The 386-nt window shown below is 65.0% G+C and carries 1 protein-coding gene; it reads right to left on the bottom strand.

The features are described from left to right. The coding region (locus IF45_RS31870; protein WP_256671140.1) for a beta-ketoacyl-[acyl-carrier-protein] synthase family protein at positions 1–323 on the bottom strand (323 nt) is incomplete at its 3' end. Positions 324–386: the final 63 nt, after the last annotated feature.

A 386-nucleotide genomic window follows, 5' to 3' on the forward strand; every position in this document is an offset into this window, starting at 1 on the left:
GCACGATCCACCAGAAAGAACGGCGAATCCTCGAACCGGATGTGATCATTCGGCCGCCGCACATGCAACGAACCCGGAACCACCCCATGCTCCATCGCCAACAACACCTTCACCAACCCCGCCAACCCCGCAGCCGGCTCCAAATGCCCGATATTCGACTTCACCGACCCCAACGCACAGAACTGCGAACGCCCCGTGAACCGACGCCACGCCCGCGACAACCCCTCCACCTCAATCGGATCCACCGCACTCCCCCGCACCACACCCCGCACCCGATCACCATCACGCAACGCCGCACCCAACGACTTCACCACCACCGACACCACCCCCTCCCCCGGCACAAACCCATCCGCACCCGCATCGAACGCCCGCACCACACCCGAGGG

It is taken from the genome of Streptomyces albidoflavus (assembly GCF_000719955.1).
Classification (GTDB): Bacteria; Actinomycetota; Actinomycetes; order Streptomycetales; family Streptomycetaceae; genus Streptomyces; species Streptomyces albidoflavus.